Genomic DNA, 17210 nt, shown 5'->3' on the forward strand with positions numbered 1-17210 from the left:
AGACTCGGCCTCTGGCACCTTTGCGTCTCCATTTCAGGGACGCTGCGTCTCCGAGTCGTAGACGGGGACCCCAGCCAGCCAACCGGAAGCACGGGAAGAGATGTCGGCACCGAATAAGTCGTACGACCCTGTAGAGGTCGAGGCCTTGAAACCGGAAGAGATCGAGCGCATGCGGGACGAGGCGCTCGCCGCCTTCGCGGCCGCCGGTGACCTCGACGCGCTCCAGGAGGCCAAGGTCGCCCACACTGGCGGCACCTCCCCGCTGGCCCTCGCCAACCGCGAGATCGGCGCCCTGCCCCCGCATGCCAAGGCCGCCGCCGGCAAGCTCGTCGGCCAGGCCCGCGGCGCGGTGAACAAGGCGCTCGCCACCCGCCAGGCCGAGCTGGAGGCCGACCGCGACGCCCGGGTACTGGTCGAGGAGGCAGTGGACGTCACGCTGCCGTACGACCGTGTACCGGCCGGCGCCCGGCATCCGCTGACCACCATGATGGAGCGGGTCGCGGACGTCTTCGTGTCCATGGGATACGAGATCGCCGAGGGCCCCGAGGTCGAGGCGGAGTGGTTCAACTTCGACGCCCTCAACTTCACGCCCGACCACCCGGCCCGGCAGATGCAGGACACCTTCTTCGTCCAGGGGCCGAAGGGGACCGAGGGCGACGAGTCCGGTGTCGTACTGCGCACGCACACCTCACCGGTGCAGGCCCGCGCCATGCTCGACCGCGAGCCGCCGGTCTACATCGTGTGCCCCGGCCGCGTGTACCGCACCGACGAGCTGGACGCCACGCACACCCCGGTCTTCCACCAGATCGAGCTCCTCGCCATCGACGAGGGCCTGACCATGGCCGACCTCAAGGGCACCCTGGACCACATGGTCCAGTCGCTCTTCGGCGCCGACATGAAGACCAGGCTGCGGCCGAACTACTTCCCCTTCACCGAGCCGTCCGCCGAGATGGACATGCTCTGCTACGTCTGCAAGGGCGAGTCCGTCGGCAACCCCGACCGCCCCTGCCGGACCTGCTCCTCCGAGGGCTGGATCGAGCTGGGCGGCTGCGGCATGGTCAACCCGCGGGTGCTGATCGCCTGCGGTGTCGACCCCGAGAAGTACAGCGGATTCGCCTTCGGGTTCGGCATCGAGCGGATGCTGATGTTCCGCCACAACGTCGAAGACATGCGAGACATGGTCGAGGGTGACGTCCGGTTCACCCGGCCGTTCGGGATGGAGATCTGATGCGGGTCCCGCTTTCTTGGCTGCGGGAGTACGTCGACCTGCCGGCGACGGAGACCGGGCGCGACGTCCAGGCCAAGCTCATTTCCGCCGGTCTCGAGGTCGAGACCGTCGAGCAGCTCGGCGCCGACCTCAAGGGCCCCCTCGTCGTCGGCAAGGTGCTGACCATCGAGGAACTGACGGAGTTCAAGAAGCCCATCCGCTTCTGCACCGTCGACGTCGGCACCGCCAACGGCACCGGCGAGCCCCAGGAGATCGTCTGCGGCGCCCGCAACTTCACCGTCGGCGACAAGGTCGTCGTGGTCCTGCCGGGCGCCGTGCTGCCCGGCAACTTCGCGATCGCCGCGCGCAAGACGTACGGCAGGACCTCGCACGGCATGATCTGCTCCGGCGACGAGCTGGGCATGGGCGACGACGGCAGCGGCGGCATCATCGTCCTGCCGCCGGAGGCCGAGGTGGGCACCGACGCGATCGAGCTGCTCCAGCTCGTCGACGAGGTTCTCGACATCGCCGTCACACCCGACCGCGGTTACGCGCTCTCGCTGCGCGGGGTGGCCCGCGAGGCCGCCATCGCGTACGGCCTGCCGCTGAGCGACCCGGCGCTGCTCGACGTACCGGCCCCGAACGCGTTCGGGCACCCGGTGCAGGTGTCCGACCCGTTCGGCTGCGACCGCTTCACCGCGCGTACGGTCACGGGTCTCGACCCCGAGGCCCGCTCCCCGATCTGGCTGCGCCGCCGCCTCCAGAAGGCGGGCATGCGCCCGATCTCGCTCGCCGTCGACATCACCAACTACGTGATGCTGGAGCTCGGTCAGCCCCTGCACGCGTACGACCGCACCCGTATCCAGGGCGCGATCGGTGTGCGCCGGGCCGAGCAGGGCGAGAAGCTCACCACGCTCGACGGCGTCAAGCGCACGCTGGACGCCGAGGACCTGGTGATCACCGACGACCGCGGCCCCATCGGCCTCGCGGGCGTCATGGGCGGCGCGAACACCGAGATCGACGACGCCACGGGCACCACCACCGAGGTCGTCATCGAGGCGGCGCACTTCAGCGCGCTGTCCATCGCCCGCACCGCCCGCCGGCACAAGCTGGCCTCCGAGGCGTCCAAGCGCTTCGAGCGCGGAGTCGACCCGCAGGCCGCGTCCGCCGCGGCCCAGCGGACCGTCGACCTGCTCGTGATCCTCGCGGGCGGCTCCGCCGACGCCGGCGTCACCGAGGTCATCGCGCCCTCCGCGCCGCACACCATCACCATCCCGGCGAACCACCCGGACAAGGTGGCCGGTGTCGACTACGGCCGCGAGACCGTCGTACGCCGTCTCCAGCAGGTCGGCTGCGACGTGTACGGGCAGGACGAGCTGATCGTCACCGTGCCGTCCTGGAGGCCCGACCTGACGGACCCGAACGACCTGGCGGAGGAGGTCATCCGCCTTGAGGGCTACGAGAACCTGCCCTCCACCCTGCCGAAGCCCCCGGCGGGCCTCGGCCTGACCGACAGGCAGCGGCTGCACCGCCGTGTCGGCCGCGCACTCGCCGGTGCCGGATATGTCGAGGCGCCGAACCACCCCTTCATCGGAGAGCACGTCTTCGACCAGCTCGCGCTGGCCGCCGACGGCCCGAAGCGCAAGGTCGTCAAGCTGGTCAACCCGCTCTCCGACGAGGAGCCCGCGCTCCGTACGACGCTGCTGCCGGGCCTGCTCGGCGCGCTGCGCCGTAACGACGGACGCGGCAGCCACGACCTCGCGCTCTTCGAGACCGGCCTGGTCTTCCACCCGCGCGAGCAACTGCGCGTCGCCGGACGGCTGCCCGTCGACCGCCGTCCCACCGACGAGGAGATCGCGTCGCTCACCGCCGCGCTCCCCGTCCAGCCCCGGCACGCCGCCGTCGTCCTCACGGGCGCCCGTGAGCAGGCCGGCTGGTGGGGCAAGGGCCGCCCGGCCGACTGGGCCGACGCGATCGAGGCAGCTCGCTCGCTGGCCCGCGAGGCGGGGACCGAACTCCTGGTCCGCGGCGGGCAGTACGGGCCGTGGCACCCGGGCCGCTGTGCCGAGCTGGCCGTCATCATCGACGGTGCGGACAAGGTCATCGGGTACGCCGGTGAGCTGCACCCCGGCGTCCTGAAGACCCTGGGTCTGCCCGCGCGCACCAGTGCGATGGAGCTGGACCTGGACGCGCTGGAGCAGGCGAGCTCGGGCGTCCCGAAGGGTCCGAAGATCTCCACCTTCCCGGTGGCGACCCAGGACGTCGCCCTGGTCGTCGACCGGTCCGTGCCCCACGTGGCCGTCGAGGCGGCGTTGCGCGAGGGCGCGGGCGAACTGCTGGAGTCCATCCGGCTGTTCGACGTCTACGAGAACGCCGAGCAACTCGGCGAGGGCAAGAAGTCGCTGGCCTACGCGCTGCGCTTCCGCGCCGCCGACCGGACCCTGACGGTCGACGAGGCCTCCGAGGCCCGGGACGCGGCGGTGGCCCTCGCGGGCGAGCGGACCGGGGCGGTCCTGCGCGGGGTGTAGTGGACGGCTGACAGGCCGGCTGACGGCAGCTGAGGGGTACATCCGTGGCACTGGATGTGCCCCTCACTCCTTCGGGTGACAAGGCTGGGCGATCTGGCCCGATCGGCCCATGCGGTCGACAGAATCGGACCGGCCTCGCGGAGGCCCTCTGCGCTGTCAGGGCCTATTGGGGGGCCAATCGGCATGATCCATATCAAGGCTGGTGGGGCTCCCTACAGGGCGACGCCCCGTACACATGCGCGGGTGCTGGCCCGGGCGGTCCTCCCCGTGGTCGGCCGGGGAAACGGTCTGCGGGCCGGGCTCTTCCGGGCGGTGCGCGCAAGGAGACCTCGGCCGGTCAGAAGGCGTGGCCTTCGGGTGGGACTCGGCCGGGCGGTCCGCAGGGCCGACCGGCAGCCGCTGCGGCGGGCCCTGGGCTTGGGGCTGCCCATCGTCTGGGGCGCGACGGCGATCACCTACAAGATGGTCTGCCCGCTCGCCCAGCAGAACGGGTTCTGTGCCCGCATCGTCACCTGCGCCGTCTTCTTCGCGGTCGGCACGGGGCTGATACTCCACGTCAGAACGGCGCTACTGCGCGAGCTCCGGCAGATCCGCAGGGTCGCGGGCGCCGCCCAGAGCGTGCTGCTGCGACCGCTGCCCCCACGGATCGACGGGCTGAATGTCGCCGCGGCGCAAGTCTCCGCGGATCGCGGTGCGAGCATCGGTGGTGATCTGTACGAGGTGATCGCCACCGAACACGGTGTGCGGGTCGTCATGGGTGACGTCCGCGGGCACGGTCTCGGCGCCATCGGAACCGTCGCCGCCGTCCTCGGCAGCTTCCGCGAGGCCGCGCACGACGAGCCCGAACTGGGCTGCGTACTGAGAAGACTTGAGCGGGCGCTGGCCCGGCATCTGCGGGAGCGGGCCCGCGCCGAGCACCCCTCGTCCGGCCTCGATCCGGACAGCCCGGTCGCCGAGGAGTTCGTCACCCTGCTGCTTCTGGAGATCCGCTGCGACGGCGCGGTGTACGCCGTCAACTGCGGTCATCCGTGGCCCTATCTGCTACGCGGCCATGCCGAGCCGACCGGTGTGCGCGGCCGGGTCGAACGATTGTCCTGCGCCGAACCGCTGCCCCCGCTCGGGCCGTTCCCCCTCCCGGCCGAGCTGCCTGTGCTGCGCCACGGCCAACTGCTGCCCGGCGAGGGGCTCTTCCTGCACACCGACGGAGTCGAGGACGCGCGCGACGCACAGGGCAGGTTCTTCCCGCTGCGGGCCGCTCTCACCGACGCCGTCCGCGTCCAGCCGCTCTCACCGCAGGCCGTCCTGAGCGCGGTGTTCGGCCAAGTCCTGAGCCACACGGGCGGGATGCCGACCGACGACATGGCGCTGCTCGTCCTCCGCAACGACCGCAAACGAGTCCCGGCGCAAAAATCCCACCCGGTGGCCCATCACGTCACGTGAGCGCTGGCTTTTCAAGGGGCACGACGAACCGCGCGACCAACCACAACGCACCGGCAGCGCTCCGGCGACACCAACGGAGTGCCGCCGTCCGCCCCGCCACGGAGTGTCGGGCAGGCAGCTGGGCGGACGGCGCGGGATCGGGCCGCCGCACTGTACGAGGGGGAGCCGGCGGCCCGGCCGGCCTCTTACGAGGCATCTCAGTCAACCGGCCGGGAACGCTCTGCGACAGCGCGTGTACTGCCCGGATGCGAGCACTCCGTTCACACCCCGTGTGAAACGGGACCTACTACTCTTACGGCACGGTCGGCACCGAGCCACCCGGGGGGCCTCCTATGCAGCCCAATACTCTGCTCGACGCGATTCTCGACGAGGCGGGCATCTCGCACGCGGGACTCGCCGCTCACGTCAACCAGGCAGGGAGAGCGCGCGGACTCGCGCTCAGGTACGAACACACCGCCGTCGCGCGGTGGTTGAAGGGGCAGCGGCCACGCGGCCAGGTGCCCGACCTGATCTGCGAAGTGCTGGCGGGCAGACTCCACCGGCCCGTCACGCTCGACGACATCGGTCTCGGAGTCCCCGGCGAGCCGGCCACCCCGCACGGCACCTCGCTCTCCGGCTTCGTCGAACGGGCCACCGCCCTTTGGCGCTCCGACGAACAGCAGCGCCCGCACATCCTCGGCGCACCGGCCGTTACCGGAACACCCGCCGTGATGCCGGTGTGGGAGTGGGAGAACCCGCCCGAGGACGTGGACGTCTCGCGCGGCGGACGCCACCAAGTGAGCATGGCCGACATCGAGATGCTCCGCGCGGCACGCGCCCACTACGAGCAGATGTACCGCAAGGCGGGCGGCGTCGCGACCCGCACCCGGATCGTCGGCTTCCTCAACTCCGAGACGGCGCCGTTGCTGCGCGGCAGCTACACCGACTCCACCGGACGCCAACTCCACCGCGCGACCGGCGGATTGGTGGCCATCGCGGGCATCTGCGCCTACGACTCCGACGCGCACGGCCTCGCCCAGCGGTACTTCCACCAGGCGCTGCGCCTGGCAAAGGCCAGCGGGGACAGGGGACTTGGGGCGTATGTCATAGCCCTCCTGGTCAACCAGTCGCTGTTCATGCGGGAGCACCGGCAGGCCGTCGCCTTCGCCGAGGCCGCGCTGCGCGCCGCGGGGCGGCAGATCACTCCGGCGCTCGCCTCCGACCTCTACGCGATGCAGGCCAAGGCGTACGCACACCTCGGCGACGGCAGCAGCGCACTGTCCTGCATCCGGCGTGCCGAGCAGGCCGCCGAGCGTATCCGGCGTGGTTACGAGCCCGATGAGACCGGCTATGTCCAGCCGGGCCTGGTCAACGTACAAGTGGCGGAGGCGCTGCTCAGCCTCGGCGACCTGATGGCGGCGGACGAGCACGCCGTGGCCGCCGTCGACAACCCCGCCCACGACCGCGGACGGGTGCACCGGCTCGCCGTGCTCAGCCAGATCGAACTGCGCCAGGGCAACGCCGACAAGGCGGTCGCCACCGCACTCCAAATGGCCGAACAGGCCCGGGGGATGGAGTCCCAGCGGCTGCGCGACAGACTGCGCGCGGTGCGCGAGCACCTGGTGGCCAGTGGATGCGCGGGCACCTCCGAGGCCGCGGAACTCATCGACGGGGCACTGCGCGTACCGCTGTAGAACACCGACCGATCACCGACCGAACGTCGACCCGCAGCCGACCCGCTACCGAACCGTGTGCCGCTGTGCGCCTGCTGTCAGAACGTTCCTGCTGCCATATTGCCATCTATTCGGCGGAAGGTGGCAGAACCGTGCAGTGGACGAAACTGAACGAACAAACTGTGTATGAAAACCGCTGGTTCAGCGTCAATCTCGCAGACGTTGAGCTGCCGGACGGCCGACACCTCGATCACTTCTTGATACGGCTGCGCCCCGTGGCCGTGGCGACCGTGGTGAACGCGGCCAATGAGGTGCTGCTCCTGTGGCGGCACCGTTTCATCACCGACAGCTGGGGATGGGAGCTCGCGGCGGGCGTCGTCGAGGACGGCGAGGACATCGCCGTCGCGGCCGCCCGCGAACTGGAGGAGGAGACCGGCTGGCGACCAGGACCTCTGCGCCATCTGATGAGCGTCGAGCCCTCCAACGGACTCACCGACGCCCGGCACCACATCTTCTGGGCCGACGAAGGCGCCTACATCGGCCACCCCGTGGACGACTTCGAGTCCGACCGTCGGGAATGGGTTCCCCTCAAGCTCGTCCCCGACATGGTCGCCCGCGGCGAGGTCCCGGCCGCCAACATGGCTGCCGCACTGCTCCTTCTGCACCATCTCAGGCTCGGGCAGGACGCGTTGCCCTGATCCATCCCCCCACGGCGTCCGGGGACCTAGTGGCCCAGAGCCTGCCAGACCGCCACGGCCAGTGCGCCCACGGTCGCGACGACCGCGAGGGTGGGCAGTGGCCAGCGGGTGTGTTCCAGGGCGACGATCCGTGCGCTCAGGTCGTCGAGATCCTTGGCGGTCTGGTCGTCGCGCTGAGTGAGTAGCGCCAGTCCGCCCTCGATGCGGGTGAGACCCACCTCGATGGACTGGCGTAACTCGGCGAGTTCCCTCGGTGCCGCGGGATGCTCGGGGTTGGCGGTCACGAGTCGGCTCCTTTCTGTAGTCGTCACAGCCTTTACTTGCGCACGGAAAGTCAACTCGCCTGGTGGGTGCGTGGGGAGCGTGTGCGAGCGGCATATGCGGGCCCGGCGCGCACACGGCGTGTGAATGCCGCGGGCCCGGCACCGAAAGGGGTGCCGGGCCCGCGTGAGCCTGAGTCTGACGGTGCGTAATCAGGGGTAGGTGTAGAAGCCCGAGCCCGACTTCCGGCCCAGCCGGCCCGCGTCCACCATGCGCTGGAGCAGCGGGGGAGCGGCGTACAGCGGTTCCTTGTACTCCTCGTACATCGAGAACGCGACCGAGGCCACCGTGTCGAGGCCGATCAGGTCGGACAGCTTGAGCGGGCCCATCGGGTGGGCGCAGCCCAGCTCCATGCCGTTGTCGATGTCCTCGCGACTCGCGATGCCCGACTCGAACATCCGGATCGCGGACAGGAGATAGGGGATCAGCAGCGCGTTGACCACGAACCCGGAGCGGTCCTGGGCGCGGATCGCGTGCTTGCCGAGGATCTTCTCGACGAGTGCCTGCGCCCGGCTGAGGGTGCCCTCGGACGTGGTGAGCGCCGGGATCAGCTCGACGAGCTTCTGCACCGGCGCCGGGTTGAAGAAGTGGATGCCGATGACCTGGTCGGGACGCGAGGTGGCGACGGCGAGCCTGACCAACGGGATCGAGGAGGTGTTGGAGGCGAGGATCGCGTCCTGCCGGGTCACCACCTGGTCGAGGACCTGGAAGATCTCCGTCTTCACCTGCTCGTTCTCGACGACGGCCTCGATCACCAGGTCACGGTCGGCGAACTCGCCGAGGTCCGTGGTGAAGCTGAGCCGCGCCAGCGTCTCGTCCCGCTCCTCCTCGGAGATCTTCCCGCGCTCGGCCGCCTTGGAGAGGGAGTTGAACAGCCGGGTACGGCCGATCTCTAGGGCTTCACCGGTGGTCTCGGCCACCTTGACGTCAAGACCGGCGCGGGCGCACACCTCGGCAATGCCCGCTCCCATCTGGCCGCAGCCCACCACTCCGACGCGTTCGATGTCGGTCACATCGTCCCTTTCCGCTGATCATCGGCCTTGGCAGGTTGCCCGTTGTGAGGGGCCTGCTCCGATCGTGCACGTTACTCCCAAGTATCGATGATCGATCGTGCGGGTCGGGCATGCTGTGCGGGGAGACGATCCGTGACGAGGCGGATCCACTGGGTAGGGAGTGCGGGGATGGGGCGACTGTCACGCCGGGCGTTCACGCTGGCCGCGGCGGCGATGCTGTCGGGGCTCGCGACGGGGGGAGATGCCGCGGCCGCTCCTGGCAGGCCCCGCGCGGAGGGGGAGATGCGCGGGATGTGGCTGGCGACGGTCGCCAACCGTGACTGGCCCTCGCGCACCGGACTGACCGCCGCCCAGCAGCGCACCGAACTCCTCGCCCATCTCGACACGGCCGTACGCCGCCGTCTTAACGCCGTGATGTTCCAGGTGCGCCCCACGGCCGACGCGATGTGGCCCTCGCCGTACGAGCCGTGGTCCCAGTACCTCACCGGCGTCCAGGGCAGGGACCCCGGCTGGGACCCCCTGGGCACCGCGGTCACGGAGGCCCACGCGCGCGGCCTGGAACTGCACGCCTGGTTCAACCCGTACCGGATCGCGAACCACACCGACCCGACGCGGCTCGTGGCGAGCCACCCGGCCCGCGAACATCCCGACTGGGTCGTCCCGTACGGCGGGAAGCTCTACTACAACCCCGGCCTGCCCCAGGTCCGCGCCTTCGTCCAGGACGCCATGCTCGACGCGGTGCGCAGGTACGAGATCGACGCCGTGCACTGGGACGACTACTTCTACCCGTACCCGGTCGCCGGGCAGGTCTTCGACGACGACGCGGCCTATGCGGCGTACGGCGCGGGCTTTCCCGACCGGGCGGCCTGGCGGCGCGACAACATCGACCGGCTGGTGCGGGAGACGGCGGCCGGTATCAAGCGGATCCGGCCCAGGGCACGCTTCGGCGTCAGCCCCTTCGGGGTGTGGCGCAACGCGACGACCGACCCGCTCGGCTCGGCGACCCGGGCCGGCGTGCAGACGTACGACGATCTGCACGCCGACACCAGGAAGTGGGTGAGGGAGGGCTGGATCGACTACATCTGCCCGCAGCTGTACTGGAACATCGGCCTGGCCGCCGCCGACTACGCGAAGCTGGTGCCCTGGTGGGCCGAGGTCGCCGAAGGCAGTGGCGTGCAGCTGTACGTCGGGGAGGCCCTGTACAAGGCCGGTGATCCGGCGCAGCCCGCCGCCTGGCAGGACCCGGCCGAGCTGTCCCGGCATCTCACCCTCGCCGGGGACTACCCGCAGGTGGGCGGACACGTGTTCTTCTCGGCCAAGGAGGTCGGGGCCGACCGGATCGGTGCGATGGCACGCCTCGTCGCCGACCACTACCAGCGGTCGGCACGGTCCATGCGCTGAGCTACACGCCCGCGCCGGTGTCCTTGTGCCGGATCTCGGAGTCCGGGCCCGGCGAGCACACCGTCTCGTGCCCGTCCTGGAAACGCACGCGGTACGGGGGAGCGCCCTCCGTACCCATGACTTCGACGATCTCCGCGATCTTCTCCTGCTGTCCGACGACCCTGCCGTGCTGCACCAACTGGTCGCCCTTGACTGCGTGCATCTGAACGGCCTCCTCGTTCCGTACGGGAGTGGCGGTCCGTGGTCCCAAGTCTACGACCGATGGCGCCGGTTGGCCCGGCCTGGGGCGGAGCCCACGGGTACCGGACTGCGGCGGGGACGGAAAACCGCTCGACCCCCGGCAGGGCGAGCTGCGACTGTCCCCATATGACCGACACACAGAGCCTGCCCGAGGGCTATGAGATCTCCGCCGACTCCACCCGCGTCGACGTCGACCGCGTGCACCGCTGGCTCTCCACCGACGCGTACTGGGCTCTCGGGCGTTCACGTGAGAAGCAGGAGCGCGCGATCGCGGGATCGCTCAACTTCGGGGTCTACGACGCGACGTCCGGGGAGCAGGTGGCGTATGCACGCGTGGTGACCGACGAGGCGACCTTCGCGTGGCTCTGCGACGTCTACGTCGACCCGGCGGCCCGGGGCAAGGGGCTCGGCACCGCCCTGGTCGCCGCCGTACGCGGGTACGTCGAACCGCTCGGCGTACGCCGGGTGCTGCTCGCCACACAGGATGCGCACGGTGTCTACGAGAAACTCGGATTCAAGGCGCTGGACCGGCCGGACCAGTGGATGGCGCTCATCCTGCGGTGATGTCACGTGTACCCTGCGTTACCCCTCTTGACCTGCGGAGTTCCGCGTTCCACGATCTCGGCATGCATGTTCGGGTCACGTTCGTCGCCGCGGCGCGCAGCTCCACGTTGCTTGCGGAACGTTTCGAGGACGACCGGCCGCTGGACCAGGCGGGCTGGGCGGAAGTGCAGCGTGCCGCACACGAGCTGGTGCCGCTGGCCGTGGCCGAGCTGCGCTACTGCGCACCGACGCCGCGCAGTCGGGCCACCGGGGACGCGCTCGGCTACGCGCCCCTGGTGCAACTCGCTCTGCGCGACTGCGACATGGGCCGGTGGCGGGGGCTCACGCTCGGCGAGGCGATGGCCCGCGAGCCCGAGGCCGTCGACGGCTGGCTCGCCGACCCGCGCTCCACGCCCCACGGCGGCGAGTCGCTGCTGGCCTTCATCGCCCGTGTCGGCAACTGGCTCGATACCCGGCCCGCCGACGACGGCGGCCGAATCGTCGCCGTGGCCGAACCGGCCGTGGTCCGCGCCGCCGTCGTCTACGCCCTGAAGGCGCCGCCCTCGACGTACTGGAACGTGGACGTACGCCCCTTGTCGACGATCACCGTCACGGGTGTCGGGGGGCGCTGGAACCTGCGCTTCGAAGGGGCGTTCTCTCAGTCCTCGGGCCTGTAGGCGGTGTCCTGGCGGGTGTGGTCCGTGTTTTGGCGGGTGTAGTCCGTGGTGAGTACGAGGTCCTTCGCGGGGCCTGCCACGCACCACACGGTCCGCCAGTGGTGCTCGTCGAGGACGGTGAACTCGCCCCGGTAGAGGTCCGCCGAGCAGGGGTGGTCGGCGACGTACCGCCCGGAGGTCAGGTCCAGATCGTGGAAGGGGCGGCCGTCGGAGAACCGTACGTCCGCGGTTCCCGGGCGTTGCCCCGGCAGGAACCGCAGTGTCCGTTCGGCCGGCCGGGGCGTGCCCTGCCATATGAAGGTGCCGGACTCCTGGTGCAGAAGACCGGATTCCCGCAGTGGTCCGAGGCCGGTGTCCTCAAGGGGTTCGAAAACCGTCGTCCCCGTGAAGTGTCCCGCCGCGCCGCTTGCCAGGTCCCGCACCGCGCGCTCCACCCGCCAGCTCCCGGCCAGGTACGCCAGCACGTCGCTCACCGGCCGGAACTCGCCCATTCTGTCCCGCTTCCCGTCACTTTCCAGGACCTTTAAGAACGGCCGCGGGGCTTGCCGCGCTTGCCGCCCTTGGTGCCGCCGCTGCCTCCGCTGCGAGAGCTCTTGCCGGTCGCCTTGCCGGTGGTGGGCTTTCGCCGGGCGCCGCCGCTTGCCTCGGGACGCTTGGCCTTGGTCTTCGGATCGGCCGGGGCGGATGCGGGAGTACGTCCGCGGGTGCTGTTGACCGTGCGGCCGCGGACGATTCCGATGAAGTCCTCGACCAGGTCGGTGGTCTTCTCCTCCGGCCAGGAGAGGGCGACGCGTGACTCGGGGGCGTCCGTGACGGGGCGGTAGGTGAGGTCCTTGCGGTGGTGCAGGCGGGCCAGTGACTGGGGGACGACGAGGACTCCGATGCCGGCCGCCACCAGTTCGACGCCGTCCTCCGTCGTGGCGGGACGCTCGATCGCGGGCTGTCCCGGCAGACGCTCCCAGCCGAGGGTGTCGTCGAGGGGATGCAGCACGATGTCGTCGGCGAGATCGTCCGTGGACACCTCGTCGACCGCTGCCACGACATGATCCTGGGGGACCACGACCACCGAGGTCTCGGTGTAGAGCGGGATCGCGCTGAGGTCCGAACGGTCGACCGGCAACCGTACGAAACCGGCGTCGGCGCCGCCGCTGCGCAGGACGTCGAACGCCTCCGCGGCGGACACCGCGACGAGCGTCAGGGGGACGTCGGGCAGTCGCTCGTTCCAGATCCGCACCCATTTCGCGGGCGTCACCCCCGGGACGTACGCGAGCCTGAACGACGGGGATGCTTCGGATCCGGTCACTCCGCCAGGTTACCGGCCGTGGCCCGGTGGCAAGGCACCGCGGTGGGCCGAGGGGCGGCGGCCCCGCCCACCGGAAGCCGCCCGCAGCCGTGCTGGTCGGAGCCGGTCCATACGCTCGTTACCCTTGACACCATGACGCCGCACCAGAACACCCAGACGATGAAGCCCGCCACCGCGGCGAAGAAGCTGGGTGTGTACCTCGAGGCCACCCCCGCCGAGTTCCAGGAGGGTGTCGTCTCGCGTGCCGAGCTGGCTGCGCTGCAGGCCGAACCGCCCCAGTGGCTGCGGGAACTGCGGGACAACGGCCCGCACCCGCGGCCGGTCGTCGCCGCCAAGCTGGGCGTCTCCATCGCCGGGCTCGCGCGCGGCGGGGTCACCGAGGCCCTCACCACGGAGCAGATCGAAGCGTTGAAGTCGGACGGCCCCGAGTGGCTGCTGCGCGAGCGCGCCACCCAGGCCGAGGTCCGCAAGGAAGCGGCGCGCATCAAGGACAAGAAGGCCGACGAAGCCGATCAGTCCCGGGGCGCGCGTTCCTGACCTGATCTCCCGCAAAGCCCCGTAGAGCGGCGTCGGGGCTCGGCCACACCGAATTTCCCTCAGTGCCGCGTCGGGAGCTCGGCCACCCCGACGATGAAGTCACCCAGCGGCCGGACCTCGGCGGACCAGCCCAGCGCTGCGAGTTCGCCGGTGAGCGCCGAGGGCTCGTGGTAGATCTTCACGATCCGGTACTCGCTGCCGTCGTCGAGGCTGCGCACCTCGGAGGTGACGCCCTCAAGGGCGGGCTCGGCGCCCTCGTCGACGAAGACGGCTCTGCCGTGCGGGACGAGCGCGGCGGCGACGGTCTCCCAGAACTCCCCGAACCGGGACGCCGGGACATGGGAGAGCCAGAAGGCGAAGAAGACGGTGTCGTAGCGGCGCTCCGGCCGCCACGCGAACACATCGGCCTGGACGAACTCCACGTTCGGTGACCCGGCGCGCCCGCGCGCGATGCCCAGCACCTCCGGCGCCGAGTCCACCGCGGTCACCGAGCGCGCCCGCGCGGCCAACGCACCGGTCCACTGACCCGTACCGCAGGCCAGCTCCAGCACGTCCCCGGCGATGGGGACACCGTCGAGCGTGGCCACCAGCTCCCGCAGGTCCGCGCGCTCGGCGTAGACCCGGTCGTACTCGAAGGCGCGGGCCCGGTAGTAGGCAATCTGCTCCGCCAGAAGGGCATCGTCAGAAAGTGACATGAGACCGACGGTAGTTGACGTGCCGCCGGACCGAGGGCGAGATGTCACAGACCCCGTGGACCGGGCGGACCGGGTGGACCGGGCGGTTCAGCCGGTCTTGCGGGCCACGCCCCCGTAGAAGCCGATCTCGGCCGAGCGGGCCGGTGGCTCGGTGTCCGGGCGCCAGAACGGGACCTGGGCCAGGCCGGGTTCGAGCAGCTCGAAGCCGTCGAAGAAACGCTCGACCTCGGCGCGTGCGCGCAGGTTCAGCGTGGCGGTGGCCTTGTTGTAGACGGCCCGGGCCGCGGCGCGGTCGGCGAAGTCACCGGTGGCGTGCGAGAGCACCAGGAAACTTCCGGCCGGCAGCGCGTCGCGCAGGGTGGCGACGACCTCGCCGGGCTTCTCCGCGTCGGTGAGGAAGTGGAGGACGGCGACGAGGACCAGGGCGACCGGCTGTTCGAAGTCGATGATTCGGCGGACGTCGGGGTGGTCCAGGAGGGCCCGCGGGTCGCGCAGGTCGCTGAGTACGACGCTGGTGCCTTCGGAGTTGCCGAGCAGGGCGTCGGCGTGCACCTTCACTATCGGGTCGTTGTCGACGTACGCGACGCGCACGTCGGGGGCCACTTCCTCTGCCGTCTCGTGCACGTTCGGCGGGGTGGGCAGCCCGGTGCCGATGTCGAGGATCTGACGGACACCGCTGCTGACGACGAAACGGACCGCGCGCTGTAGGAAGGCACGGTTGGCCCGTACGCCGATCCGGGCCTCGGGTGCGGCAGCGACGAGTTCGTCGGCCGCCCGTTGGTCGACCTCGTAGTTGTCCTTGCCGCCCAGCAGATAGTCGTAGATCCGCGCAGGATGTGGCCTGCTGGTGTCTATCTTTGTCTGCTCGGGACGGTAGCCGTCCTGCCTCACGCGACGCTCCTCTCGACGGCCGCCACGCTCCTCCTGCCCGCGAGCGGCTGACGACAGCTTCCCATATCAAGTGCCATGCCCAGGCCTCCAGTTACCGGCGTCGGCGGCCGATGACGTAGTGGGCGGGGATGAGGGTGAGCCAGAACCACATGGCCGCTTCCGTGTTGACGAAGGCCAGGGGAACGGAGAGCCCGAAGATCAGGACGCTGGAGCCGAGTTGGGCGGTGAAGTGGCGGCGGGCCGCGGCGTCGGATGCCGCGGGAGAGGGGTGCAGTTGGCGTTGCGTGAGCAGCAGCAGGCTTGCGTGGACGGCATGGATCGCGGCCATGGCGCCCGCGTAGAGGGCGACCGCCTCGGGCTGGGAGGCGTACGCGGCCAGGAGTCCGGTGGGGAAGGGCAGCAGGGCGACCAGTCCGAGGCCGAGGAGGATCAGGCGGGTGACCAGGGCCGTCTCGGTGGGCAGGGCGGTGAGGATGCGGCGGTGATCACGCCAGAACCCGGCGATGAGGGTGAAGCTGAGGGCGAAGGCGCCGAGGTTGGGAAGTGCGTCGCTCAGGGCCTGGTGGAACGCGGTGTCTTCCAGATGTGCCGGGATCGCCACGTTGATGACGAGCAGTGTCATCGCGATGGCATAGATCCCGTCGGACAGACCGATCAGGCGTGCCGCGCCCGGCTCGTTCTCGTGGGGGTGCGTCTGTGCCACTGGCTCCGTCATGCCGATGACAGTAGGGCGTTGTGTCCGGGTTGGGACGCATCGGCCAAGGCTTGCTGAAAGCCGGTCCCGGCGCCCCTGGGTGGGCCCGAGTGCCGGGGCGTTGTCAAGGCTCCGCGTCAGGAACGGGCGAGGACGCAGAACTCGTGGCCCTCCGGGTCGGCCAGGCATGTCCACGGGACGTCGCCCTGGCCGACGTCGAGGTCGGTGGCGCCGAGGGCCCGCAGCCGGGCCACCTCCGCCGCTCTGTCGTCACCGGGGTCCGGCACCAGGTCGAGATGGATGCGGTCCGGGACGGTCTTCACGCCGGGCGTGCGGAGGAATTCGAGATACGGGCCTACACCCGTGGCGGAGCGGAACACTGCATGATCGTCCGTCGCCTCGTGCAGGGTCCAGTCGATCGCCTCGTCCCAGAAGCGGGCCATGGCCCGCGGATCCTCGCAGTCGACCACCACCGTGGCGATCGGCCCGGTGTCCCGGTAGACCTCCCGAGGCTCCAGCACACAGAACTCGTTGCCCTCCGGGTCGGCGAGGACCGTCCACGGCACATCATCGCCCTGGCCCACGTCGGCGGGCGTCGCGCCGATCGCCTGGAGGCGCGCGACCAACTCCGCCTGATGGGCCGCGGAGGTGCTGGCGAGATCGATGTGCACCCGGTTCTTCACCGCCGTCTTGGGTTCCGGGACGGCGATGACGTCGACGCACAGGCCGGCCGGGTCCAGCCGGTCGAAGCCGGCGGGCTTGACGCCGGTCACGCCGGGTTCCGAGCTGGACACACCCCAGCCGAGTACCTCCGCCCAGAACCGGCCGACCGCAGAGTCGTCAACGGCCTTGATGTTCACCTGAACCGGTCGCAGTGCCATGCCGACGATCCTATGGGTGACCGAGAACTTTAGTTGGCGAATCATGGACTGAGACGCGCAGGTCGGGAGCGCGTGGAGAATCCTTGTTGGCAAATCATGAGAGGCGTAGTTGGCGAATCATGAGCTTGGATGCTCACTGTGAGTGAGTGACGGGGTGAGCCGGTTCCTCGTCGGTGATGCCGAGCGCCTGGTGAACTCGATCCTGTAGGCGTCGGACGTTCGGGGTGGGGAAGAGGCGTCCGTTGTCAGTCCTGGGCGCTACCGTGACGCACGGAGGCGCTTGTTGCTGGGCGCAGTGAATTCTTCGGCTGCATCAAGAATCGTCCGCCAGCCCTAGCCTCGATCGTTCATGAGTCCTCGTCGGTTCGCTGACGGGGACTCCGCGTTTGTGTGGTGCGGTCTTTTCGGGGTTGGGGCAGGGCGAGGGTCCGGCTCTCGCGTCGGATGGGCGCCGGGTTCCACTTCACCGGTGTGTGGTGGAGCGGGTCG

Annotated in this window: 18 protein-coding genes; 9 read left to right on the plus strand and 9 right to left on the minus strand. The window is 70.2% G+C overall.

Going from position 1 to position 17210, the window contains the following annotated elements; translation table 11 throughout:
* Positions 1–100: 100 nt before the first annotated feature.
* The 5 genes from pheS to ACIPC1_RS26510 all read left to right on the plus strand — a co-directional run bounded on the left by pheS (position 101) and on the right by ACIPC1_RS26510 (position 7525).
* Positions 101–1228, plus strand: coding sequence for a phenylalanine--tRNA ligase subunit alpha (gene pheS, locus ACIPC1_RS26490; RefSeq protein ID WP_384380086.1), 1128 nt, complete (start codon positions 101–103; stop codon positions 1226–1228).
* Positions 1228–3735 (plus strand): phenylalanine--tRNA ligase subunit beta, encoded by a 2508-nt coding sequence (gene pheT, locus ACIPC1_RS26495; protein ID WP_402521047.1) that lies wholly within the window; start codon positions 1228–1230, stop codon positions 3733–3735. The genes pheS and pheT overlap by 1 nt, the downstream gene beginning before the upstream one ends.
* A 462-nt stretch (positions 3736–4197) precedes the next feature.
* Positions 4198–5175, plus strand: a complete 978-nt coding sequence (locus ACIPC1_RS26500; protein WP_402521433.1) for a PP2C family protein-serine/threonine phosphatase — start codon at positions 4198–4200, stop codon at positions 5173–5175.
* A gap of 332 nt (positions 5176–5507) precedes the next feature.
* Positions 5508–6848, plus strand: coding sequence for a transcriptional regulator (locus ACIPC1_RS26505; RefSeq protein ID WP_402521049.1), 1341 nt, complete (start codon positions 5508–5510; stop codon positions 6846–6848).
* A gap of 131 nt (positions 6849–6979) precedes the next feature.
* Complete coding sequence (locus ACIPC1_RS26510; protein ID WP_402521051.1) at positions 6980–7525, plus strand: NUDIX hydrolase; 546 nt, start codon at positions 6980–6982, stop codon at positions 7523–7525.
* A 26-nt stretch (positions 7526–7551) separates the two neighbouring features.
* Here the strand turns inward: ACIPC1_RS26510 and ACIPC1_RS26515 are convergent, their stop codons facing one another.
* Together ACIPC1_RS26515 and ACIPC1_RS26520 are read right to left on the minus strand one after the other, a co-directional pair.
* Positions 7552–7809, minus strand: coding sequence for a hypothetical protein (locus tag ACIPC1_RS26515; protein ID WP_402521053.1), 258 nt, complete (start codon positions 7807–7809; stop codon positions 7552–7554).
* A gap of 189 nt (positions 7810–7998) precedes the next feature.
* Complete coding sequence (locus tag ACIPC1_RS26520; RefSeq protein ID WP_402521055.1) at positions 7999–8859, minus strand: 3-hydroxybutyryl-CoA dehydrogenase; 861 nt, start codon at positions 8857–8859, stop codon at positions 7999–8001.
* Positions 8860–9027: 168 nt separating this feature from the next.
* Between ACIPC1_RS26520 and ACIPC1_RS26525 the strand changes: the two genes are divergently transcribed.
* Complete coding sequence (locus tag ACIPC1_RS26525) at positions 9028–10260, plus strand: glycoside hydrolase family 10 protein (RefSeq protein ID WP_402521057.1); 1233 nt, start codon at positions 9028–9030, stop codon at positions 10258–10260.
* Between the two features lies 1 nt (position 10261).
* On the opposite strand, the gene ACIPC1_RS26530 is transcribed toward ACIPC1_RS26525, so the two are convergent.
* Positions 10262–10462 carry a DUF1918 domain-containing protein gene (locus tag ACIPC1_RS26530; RefSeq protein ID WP_402521059.1) on the minus strand — a complete coding sequence of 67 codons (201 nt, stop codon included), beginning with the start codon at positions 10460–10462 and terminating at the stop codon, positions 10262–10264.
* 164 nt (positions 10463–10626) lie between these two features.
* On the opposite strand from ACIPC1_RS26530, the gene ACIPC1_RS26535 reads away from it, so the two are divergent.
* Positions 10627–11064 (plus strand): GNAT family N-acetyltransferase, encoded by a 438-nt coding sequence (locus ACIPC1_RS26535; RefSeq protein WP_402521061.1) that lies wholly within the window; start codon positions 10627–10629, stop codon positions 11062–11064.
* A 62-nt stretch (positions 11065–11126) separates the two neighbouring features.
* Positions 11127–11720, plus strand: a complete 594-nt coding sequence (locus ACIPC1_RS26540; RefSeq protein ID WP_402521063.1) for a histidine phosphatase family protein — start codon at positions 11127–11129, stop codon at positions 11718–11720.
* Here the strand turns inward: ACIPC1_RS26540 and ACIPC1_RS26545 are convergent.
* A complete protein-coding gene (locus tag ACIPC1_RS26545) occupies positions 11702–12211 on the minus strand; it encodes a DUF6314 family protein (RefSeq protein WP_402521065.1) in 510 nt (169 codons plus the stop codon). The genes ACIPC1_RS26540 and ACIPC1_RS26545 overlap by 19 nt on opposite strands.
* Before the next feature lie 32 nt (positions 12212–12243).
* Complete coding sequence (locus tag ACIPC1_RS26550) at positions 12244–13023, minus strand: LysR substrate-binding domain-containing protein (RefSeq protein ID WP_402521067.1); 780 nt, start codon at positions 13021–13023, stop codon at positions 12244–12246.
* A gap of 132 nt (positions 13024–13155) precedes the next feature.
* On the opposite strand from ACIPC1_RS26550, the gene ACIPC1_RS26555 reads away from it, so the two are divergent.
* Entirely contained in the window at positions 13156–13560 is a 405-nt protein-coding gene (locus ACIPC1_RS26555) for a DUF5997 family protein (RefSeq protein ID WP_402521069.1), read from the plus strand.
* A 59-nt stretch (positions 13561–13619) separates the two neighbouring features.
* On the opposite strand, the gene ACIPC1_RS26560 is transcribed toward ACIPC1_RS26555, so the two are convergent.
* The 4 genes from ACIPC1_RS26560 to ACIPC1_RS26575 form a co-directional block, all read right to left on the minus strand.
* On the minus strand, positions 13620–14255 hold the full coding sequence (locus ACIPC1_RS26560) for a class I SAM-dependent methyltransferase (RefSeq protein ID WP_402521071.1): 636 nt from the start codon (positions 14253–14255) through the stop codon (positions 13620–13622).
* An 87-nt stretch (positions 14256–14342) separates the two neighbouring features.
* Positions 14343–15146, minus strand: coding sequence for an SAM-dependent methyltransferase (locus ACIPC1_RS26565; protein ID WP_402521073.1), 804 nt, complete (start codon positions 15144–15146; stop codon positions 14343–14345).
* 91 nt (positions 15147–15237) lie between these two features.
* Positions 15238–15861: a TMEM175 family protein gene (locus ACIPC1_RS26570; RefSeq protein WP_402521076.1), complete on the minus strand. Its 624-nt coding sequence runs from the start codon at positions 15859–15861 to the stop codon at positions 15238–15240.
* 116 nt (positions 15862–15977) lie between these two features.
* Positions 15978–16721 carry a VOC family protein gene (locus tag ACIPC1_RS26575; RefSeq protein WP_402521078.1) on the minus strand — a complete coding sequence of 248 codons (744 nt, stop codon included), beginning with the start codon at positions 16719–16721 and terminating at the stop codon, positions 15978–15980.
* Positions 16722–17210: the final 489 nt, after the last annotated feature.

This window comes from Streptomyces sp. NPDC087263, from assembly GCF_044744645.1.
In the GTDB taxonomy this organism is placed as follows: domain Bacteria; phylum Actinomycetota; class Actinomycetes; order Streptomycetales; family Streptomycetaceae; genus Streptomyces.